The following is a 1,430-nucleotide window of genomic DNA, read 5'->3' as shown; positions in this document are numbered from 1 at the left end:
GAGCTAAGCTCGATTCTGGTGTACGGGGAGTTGAGGCGGGAGATTGAAGGCGGTGGAGGTTTTAGCTGAGAATCTGATTGTCGAAGTCGGAACCCAGCAAACAACAAACCATCCACCATGAATAAGTTTACGGAAAAAGCGGTTGTAGGTCTATCGGAAGTCGGTCTGGGACTGGACGAGTTGGTGCGTCTTGGAGCGCGGCAGGTGATCCAGCAGGCGATCGAAGCGGAGCTCGCGGCGCTGCTGGAGCGGTTCGGGAACGTCAAGACCCTGCATGGGCAGCGCGCCGTGGTGCGCAACGGCTATTTGCCGGAGCGCGAGGTGTTGACGGCGGCCGGCCCGATTGCCGTGAAGGTGCCGAAGGTTCGCGATCGGTCAGGATCAGGTGTGAAGTTCAATTCGTCGATTGTGCCGCCGTATGTGAGGAAGTCGCCGCGCGTGAGTGCCGCGCTGCCATGGCTTTATCTGAAAGGCATCTCCACGGGCGACATGAGCGAAGCGCTGAGCGTGTTGCTCGGTGACGACGCCAAAGGCCTGTCGGCCAATGTGGTGAGCCGTCTGAAGGCGCAGTGGGCCGACGAGCATGCGAGCTGGAGCCGACGCGATCTGTCGAAATCGCGCTACGTATATTGGTGGGTCGACGGCATTCACACCGGGCTGCGCAGCGAGAACTCGGACGGTCAATGTCTGCTGGTGATCATCGGCGTGAGGCCGGATGGATGCAAGGAGCGTGTGGCGATCGGTGACGGGTATCGCGAGTCGAAGGCGTCATGGCAGGAGTTGCTGCTCGACCTGAAATCGAGAGGCCTGCAGGCTGGGCCGCTGCTTGCCGTCGGCGATGGCGCGATGGGCTTCTGGGCCGCACTGGAGGAAGTGTTTCCTGCAACGCGCGGCCAGCGCTGCTGGTTCCACAAGATGGGCAACGTCCTGAACGCGCTGCCGAAGTCGCAGCAAGGCAGAGCTAAAGCAGATCTGCAGGCGATCTGGATGGCCGCCACGCGCGCCGACGCGTATGCCGCGTTTGATCGTTTCGTGACGGTCTACGCGGCGAAATATCCGAAGGCAACGGAAACGTTGAAGAAGGACCGGGAAAGCCTGCTGGCGTTTTACGACTTCCCGGCCGAGCACTGGCAGCATTTACGGACCACGAATGCGATTGAGTCGACGTTCGCGACGGTGCGACACCGTACGACGCGCACGCGCAACTGTGTGTCGCGACCAACCTTCCTTGGTCTGGCATTCAAGCTGATCGAGGAAGCCGAGAAAACCTGGCGCCGCGTCAACGGGCCCGAAAAGATCAAGCTGTTGCTGGAAGGCATTGCCTTCAGGGATGGCGAACCGGTGAAAGACGATCAACCGGTTCAGCAGAAACTCGCCGCCTGAAGTCCCTGCTCATCAAGTTGCCTATACACCAGTCTTGACGCTAGCTC

At 60.3% G+C, this 1,430-nt stretch carries 1 protein-coding gene; it reads left to right on the top strand.

Features of this window, described 5'->3' with window-relative positions:
- The first annotated feature begins 117 nt into the window (after positions 1 to 117).
- Complete coding sequence (locus F6X42_RS42620; RefSeq protein WP_187639729.1) at positions 118 to 1,383, top strand: IS256 family transposase; 1,266 nt, start codon at positions 118 to 120, stop codon at positions 1,381 to 1,383.
- The last annotated feature ends 47 nt before the right edge of the window (positions 1,384 to 1,430 follow it).

It is taken from the genome of Paraburkholderia podalyriae (genome assembly GCF_014397785.1).
Classification (GTDB): domain Bacteria; phylum Pseudomonadota; class Gammaproteobacteria; order Burkholderiales; family Burkholderiaceae; genus Paraburkholderia; species Paraburkholderia podalyriae.
This window is presented reverse-complemented; position numbering and strand designations above follow the sequence as displayed.

What these genes read in the sequence shown, in the direction of transcription:
- F6X42_RS42620 (WP_187639729.1), top strand. Translation starts at nt 118, where the DNA reads ATGAATAAGTTTACGGAAAAAGCGGTTGTAGGTCTATCGGAAGTCGGT.